This window comes from Halobacillus sp. BBL2006 (assembly GCF_000786645.1).
Taxonomy (GTDB): domain Bacteria; phylum Bacillota; class Bacilli; order Bacillales; family Halobacillaceae; genus Halobacillus.
This window is the reverse complement of the sequence record NZ_JRNX01000362.1, coordinates 1-6,678: the sequence shown is the minus strand read 5'-3', so window position 1 is coordinate 6,678 and position 6,678 is coordinate 1. Positions and strand designations below refer to the sequence as shown.

Annotated in this window: 8 protein-coding genes; all 8 read right to left on the bottom strand. The window is 40.7% G+C overall.

The window, feature by feature from the left end; all coding sequences use genetic code 11:
- Window positions 1–185 precede the first annotated feature (185 nt).
- Window positions 186–662 (bottom strand): transcription elongation factor GreA, encoded by a 477-nt coding sequence (gene greA, locus LD39_RS11395; protein ID WP_035546437.1) that lies wholly within the window; start codon window positions 660–662, stop codon window positions 186–188.
- A 163-nt stretch (window positions 663–825) separates the two neighbouring features.
- Entirely contained in the window at window positions 826–1,479 is a 654-nt protein-coding gene (gene udk, locus LD39_RS11390; protein WP_035546435.1) for a uridine kinase, read from the bottom strand.
- A 51-nt stretch (window positions 1,480–1,530) separates the two neighbouring features.
- Window positions 1,531–2,160: an O-methyltransferase gene (locus LD39_RS11385; protein WP_156112629.1), complete on the bottom strand. Its 630-nt coding sequence runs from the start codon at window positions 2,158–2,160 to the stop codon at window positions 1,531–1,533.
- A gap of 106 nt (window positions 2,161–2,266) precedes the next feature.
- On the bottom strand, window positions 2,267–3,415 hold the full coding sequence (mltG, locus tag LD39_RS11380) for an endolytic transglycosylase MltG (RefSeq protein WP_035546433.1): 1,149 nt from the start codon (window positions 3,413–3,415) through the stop codon (window positions 2,267–2,269).
- A gap of 140 nt (window positions 3,416–3,555) precedes the next feature.
- Window positions 3,556–3,840 (bottom strand): DUF1292 domain-containing protein, encoded by a 285-nt coding sequence (locus LD39_RS11375; RefSeq protein WP_035546431.1) that lies wholly within the window; start codon window positions 3,838–3,840, stop codon window positions 3,556–3,558.
- 16 nt (window positions 3,841–3,856) lie between these two features.
- On the bottom strand, window positions 3,857–4,273 hold the full coding sequence (ruvX, locus tag LD39_RS11370; RefSeq protein WP_035546429.1) for a Holliday junction resolvase RuvX: 417 nt from the start codon (window positions 4,271–4,273) through the stop codon (window positions 3,857–3,859).
- The gene (locus LD39_RS11365; RefSeq protein ID WP_035546427.1) at window positions 4,270–4,539 is read right to left on the bottom strand and encodes an IreB family regulatory phosphoprotein; all 270 of its coding nucleotides are present in this window, start codon (window positions 4,537–4,539) and stop codon (window positions 4,270–4,272) included. Before LD39_RS11365 ends, ruvX begins: the two co-directional genes overlap by 4 nt.
- A gap of 63 nt (window positions 4,540–4,602) precedes the next feature.
- Window positions 4,603–6,678: alanine--tRNA ligase (gene alaS / locus LD39_RS11360; protein WP_035546425.1), on the bottom strand; the 2,076-nt coding region annotated here is incomplete at its 5' end.

Sequence of the window (6,678 nt, the reverse complement as noted above, 5' to 3'; positions counted from 1 at the left end):
TTCCCCAACGACCCTAAAACTACATAAACATCTCGAAATTGAGTCTTCCACAATCCTACACTAATCCTTGATTATTAAATTCATTTGAAATTTTGTGGATTTACGAGGGTATACTCCCACTCCTTACCGAATGGACGCATTATAAAAAAGCAGAGGCTCACAGCCCCTGCTTTTTTGCAAGACATTTATTCAACTGTAATAATTTTAACGTCAATCTCGCCGCCAGGTGTAGCAACCTTCACCTGATCTCCAACAACATGGCCGATCAAGCTCTGAGCCATAGGAGAGTCATTTGAGATTTTACCTTCAAAAGGATCCGCTTCTGCACTTCCTACGATCTTATACGTCTCTTCATCTCCGTCAGGAAGCTCTTGGAACGTAACTGATTTACCCATAGAAACAGTATCCGGGTTATCATTATCATTTTCGATGATAACAGCGTTACGAATCATGTTTTCTACTTGTGTGATTCGAGCTTCGACGAACGCTTGATCATCTTTCGCTGCGTCATACTCTGAATTCTCAGAAAGGTCACCGAATCCACGTGCGATTTTAATACGTTCCACCACTTCTTTACGACGCTCAGTCTTTAAGTGGTGCAACTCTTCTTCTAGTTTTTGTTTACCTTCTTCAGTCATGTAATAACTTTTTTCTTCTGCCATAATCGTTTATACACTCCTTTAAATGCAACAATAATAATGATTCCCCACATATAGGAAATGAGCGGTACGGCATGTACGCTCATTAATGAATTACTATACTTTACCCGAGGACATAATGATTTAGAACTACTATTGAAAACTATGCCAGATTTTTGGTAGCATTTCAACTATTTTCTTTACTAATTGTCTGGCCTTTCTCTTGAAGGACTGTCTGAATTTTAGTTGCCATCAGATCAATAGCGACATGGTTCTGGCCGCCTTCTGGAATAATGATATCTGAATATCGTTTCGTCGGTTCAACAAACTGTAGGTGCATAGGACGAACGACATTGATATATTGATCAATAACAGAATCAAGTGTGCGGCCTCGTTCGTTAATATCACGCAGCATTCGGCGTATAATACGAACGTCTGCATCTGTATCGACAAACACCTTAATATCCATCAAGTCTCTTAAACGCTCATCTTCTAAAACAAGAATTCCCTCAACGATGATGACCTCTTTCGGCTCTACATGAATTGTTTCATCAGAACGTGTATGAATCTTATAGTCATAGGTTGGTTTTTCAATGGGCTCTTGATTGATAAGCAGCTCCAAATGCTCAATAAGCAGATCATTATCAAAGGCCAATGGATGATCATAGTTCGTTTGTAATCTTTCCTCAAAAGGTAAATGGCTCTGGTCTTTATAATAATAATCTTGCTCTAACATTAATATTGACTTATCTGCAAAACGTTGAATGATGGAGCGGGTAACACTAGTTTTCCCTGATCCCGTTCCTCCAGCGACTCCAATTACAACAGGTTTATCCTTCATTTTCTAGGGTTCTCCTTTCATCCCTTATCTTCAAATCTCTATAAGCATTTATCACTTTTTCACCGTTATGGCGACCCCATCCCCAACCGGGACAATCGTCGTATGATAATCCGGGTGACGAACAAGCCATTCATTGAATTTGCGAATTTTCCCAGCGATTTTCGCCATTCGCGCACTTGCCTGTCCATCGTCAGCCACAAATCCTTTGAATAGAACATTATCTGAAATGATAACGCCTCGCTCTGTAAGCATTGGTGCATACAAGTGAAAAAATTCTTCATATTTCCCTTTAGCTGCATCGATAAACAATAAATCAAATGGCCCTTCATCTGCCACTTCCGTTTCTAATTCAAGAGCGTCTCCATGAAGAATCTTGATACGATCCTCAACACCAAATTGCTTCACATTAGAGACAGCTTCTTCGTATCTTTTTGAATCTCTTTCAATAGTAACGATGTGACTGTTCTCGGATGCTTCTAGCATTCTGATGGCAGAATAGCCAATGGCTGTTCCTACCTCTAGGATATTAGAAGGTTGATGCATACGAATCAGCTGCATCAAAAAGTCTATGCCAGATGGCTCCATGATCGGAACACCATTTTCTCTAGCGTAGGCCTCCATTTTTTCTATTTGTTCGGATGGCTTGGATCGCAATGAGTCTAAGTATTCTTCTTGCATCATCACGTTTCATCCCTTCACACAAAATTAACATCTTGTTTACAACCATAATATTTTAACATAAAAAAAAGAAGGAATGCGAGCTTTCTCGCCATTCCTTCTAAAAAAATCAGTCACCTGTAATGTACTTCTCTTTTAACTTGTTATGTTCTTTCAATGTTTCAGCGTAATGAATCTCTCCATCTGCATCAGCAAGGAAATATAAATAGTCATGGTCTGCCGGCTTAGCAGCAGCTTCAATTGAATTCTTATTGAAGTTTGAGATCGGTCCAACCGGTAGTTCATCTACATAATAAGTATTGTATGGATTTTCAATCTCTAAATCTTCGTAAAGAACACGCTCTTTGTGCTCACCGTGTGCATATAGGACAGTTGGATCTGTTTGTAAAGGCATGCCTTCATCCAAACGATTATAAAAGACCTCAGCAATCATTTTACGGCTCTCTGCTGTTCGTGCTTCATTTTCGACCAGAGAAGCCATCGTCACAGCCTTATGAATGACTTGTTTTTCATCTTCATCTTCAAATGCTTTCAGCTTAGAAAGATCGTCTTTATAAGGCAATACGACTTTTTCTGTCTGTTCCAACATTGTCTCTACGATCTGTTCAATCGTAGGATTATCGATGTAGAAGGGATAAGTGGCCGCGAACAAGTATCCTTCAAGTGGATACCGGATGTCTTCCTGCAAGATTACATCACTTAATAAATCAGGATGCTTCTCGATCAGCTGTTTGACATACTCTTCGTCATTCACTTTATCCATGAATTCTTTCTTAGTAAAGTCCGTCTTTTCAGCGAAAATTCCTGCGATCTGTTCAAGATCCTTTCCTTCAGGTACAGCTACCTTAAAAGCAGGCTTTTTGACAAGTTTTCCTGTTTTTAGCGTTTCAATGATCTCATCAAGGCTCATGGAAGATGTAAACTGATAATCACCTGCCTGGAAACCAGACTCATTGTTGAACTTCGTATAGAATCTGAATATCAAATCATTTTTGATGATGTCATTTTCTTCAAGAATCCCAGCAATTTGAGATGTAGATGATCCAAGTGGAATGGTAACATCTTTGGCATTATTATCGTCTGGGTCAACAGGTTCGAGCGCTGATTTTACATAAAAATACCCGGAAAGTCCTCCAACCACAATCACTAGTATTAGTACAGTCAGGATTATTGCGACAATTTTCCGTACGGTACTCGCTTCCTCTGTACGTTTTTGCAGTCGCTCTTTATATTTATTTTTGAAGTTTGATTCGGACAAGGGACTTCCTCCTTTCATCCGGTACATTATACTACATAAAGATAGAATCTTTCTACATTTTCACTTAATTTTCTACAATAGTTGGCAGGTTTTCCCACAAAAAAGTCTGCAGCACCTGCTGCAGACTTTTTTGATGTAATTTAAGCTAAGTCTTCATCTGTTAGAGTATTCAACATTTCCTCTACCATTTCCCATTCTTCTTCTGACTCGATCTGGAATAAGGAAAGATCATCTTCTTCGTTACCTTTTTCTTCGTAACGGAAAGCGAAGACCTCTACCTCATCCCCTTCTTTTTGCTCAGCAGGAATCACTGCAATATACGAATGTCCAGTTTGGTCCACATCAAACGTGAACAGCACCTCAAATAAATGTTCTTCCCCATTTTCATCCGGAATAATGATCCGTTCTTCTTTTTCTAATGCCATGCCTAGACTTCCTCCTTTATTGTTTAGCGTCCAAATAACTTTGTAAAATCATGACGGCTGCCATCTTGTCAATGACTTTCTTACGTTTCTTACGACTCATATCTGCATCGAGCAAAACACGTTCTGCAGCCATCGTTGTCAAACGCTCATCCCAAAGATGAGCTGGAATATCAAATTCATTTTCGATCCAGTCGGCGAAATGCTGGCTGGCCTCTCCACGAGGACCCACGGTGCCGTTCATATTTTTTGGGAAACCGACGACCGCTTCTGTCACTTCATGTTCGCTAATGACTTTACGCAATGGCTCCTTAGCTGTATCATAATCCCGCTCGTCCCATCTTAGTGTCGTCAGCCCTTGTGCGGTCCAGCCTAAGGCATCAGATATTGCGATGCCTATTGTTTTTTCACCTACATCCAAACCTATCTTTTTCATTCAACGCCCTCTTTATTCTTTTCTAAATAAAATTTGACTAACTCCTCAATCAACTCATCTCTTTCGATCTTACGTATAAGGTTCCTCGCATCATGATGACGCGGGATGTAAGCCGGATCTCCAGAAAGGAGGTAGCCTACGATCTGGTTGATCGGATTGTAGCCCTTTTCTTGAAGAGCGTTGTGTACAGACAATAGTACAGAACGGACGTCTTGATCAAAGGGTTCTTCTGAGAAATTAAATCTCATTGTCTTGTCCATGCTCATTACAGTCACCTCGCACAAATTTGTCTTTACTCCATTATATACCTGTTTTGCGTTCAGGAAAAACTAGGAGTTTTGACTAGCATATTCTTTAGCGTATAGAAGAGCCTCTGGAATTTTAGAAGCGTCTTTTCCTCCTGCCTGCGCCATATCCGGACGGCCTCCACCGCCTCCTCCGCAGCGAGTGGCCGCTTCCTTAATTAAATGACCCGCATGATACCCTTCTTCTACTAAGTCTTTGGATACTCCTGCAATCAATTGAACTTTATTTCCATTAGGCGCTGCTAAGAGAATAATTCCGGAGTCCAATTTCTGCTTAAGGTCGTCGACCATTGTACGCAAAGCATTCATGTCCTTGACATCGACCTGTTTCGCAAGCACCTTCACTCCATTTACCTCTTCTACTTCGTCCATAATGTTTGATGCTTCCATATTAGACAGCTTCGCACTCAAGGATTCATTTTCTTTCTGAAGATCTTTGATTTCTTTATGAAGAACTTCAATGCGGTCAGGAACTTGCTCCGGCTTCGTTTTCAAAAGTTCTCCTGCTTCTTTAAGCAAGCTTTCTTTGCCATTCATATATAGGTAAGCATCTTTGGCAGTCACAGCTTCCATTCTTCTTGTACCAGCACCGATTCCAGATTCGGATACGATTTTGAAAAGACCGATTTCAGCTGTATTGACAACATGACAGCCTCCACAAAGCTCTAAGCTGTAATCCCCCACCTGGACAACACGTACAGTATCCCCGTACTTCTCGCCAAACAAGGCCATAGCACCTTTTTCTTTCGCTTCCTCAATGGAGTTATATTCAATTGAAACAGGGATGGACTGCCATACTTTTTCGTTGACGATTTCTTCAATTTTTTCCATCTCTTCGTTAGATACAGAACCGAAATGAGAAAAGTCAAAACGCAGGCGATCCGGTGCAACAAGAGAACCTGCCTGGTTGACGTGCTCACCTAATACATCTTTTAATGCCTGATGGAGCAAGTGGGTAGCTGTATGGTTTTTCACAATGAAGGAACGTGATTTCTGATCAACCTCTGCCTCAACATTATCGCCTTTTTCAACTGTTCCATCCTGTACGACAGCTTCGTGCATATGCTGGCCGTTCGGAGCTTTTTGTACATTTGTCACTTCAAGGGTGGCTTGTTCACTTTTTAGCAGCCCTTTATCTGCAATTTGACCGCCGCTTTCAGCATAGAACGGCGTTTGATCAAGGAATACATACACCTTGTCTCCCTTTTCCGCTTGGTCACTGAAATCTTTGCCTTTAATAAGTTCAACGATTTTCGCTTGTGTACGAAGTTGATCATAACCAATAAATTCACTTTCAACATGCACTTCTCCAAGAACTCCATCTTGAATTTGCATAGAGTCTGTTTTCTGGCGTGCGTTTCTCGCACGTTCTCGTTGCTTTTCCATTTCAAACTTGAAGCCGTCTTCATCAATGGTAAATCCAGCTTCGCCTATATATTCTTCTGTCAGCTCTTTTGGAAAACCATACGTGTCATATAGGCGGAACACTTCTGTACCAGGAAAGATATTGCTTCCTTTCTCGGACTCTTCTTTCATGATTTTTGAGAGGATAGAAAGACCTTCATTTAAAGTTTCATGGAAGCGTTCCTCCTCTGTCTTAATGACATTTTGGATGAAGGCTTCTTTTTCTTTAACTTCAGGATAGAAGTCTACCATTATTCTTGAAACTTCTGGTACTAATTTATACATAAACGGCTCGTCTATTCCAATTTGTTTAGCAAAACGGACCGCACGACGCAACAATCTTCGCAGTACATAACCTCTTCCTTCATTTGAAGGCAGAGCACCATCACTGACGGCGAACGTAACAGTTCTCATATGGTCGGCGATCACTTTAAATGAAGAGTCGAGTTTTTCTTTATCTCCATAATTCACATTCGCCAATTTCTCTGTTGCCTCAATGATCGGTTTGAACAAATCAGTTTCAAAGTTTGTGTCCGTTCCCTGAATTACACAAACCATCCGTTCAAGACCCATACCAGTATCAATATTCTTCTTCGGAAGAGGTGTATAAGTGTCATCAGGGTTGTGATTGAATTGAGAAAACACAAGGTTCCATATTTCTAAGTAGCGGTCATTTTCACCACCTGGGTACAATTC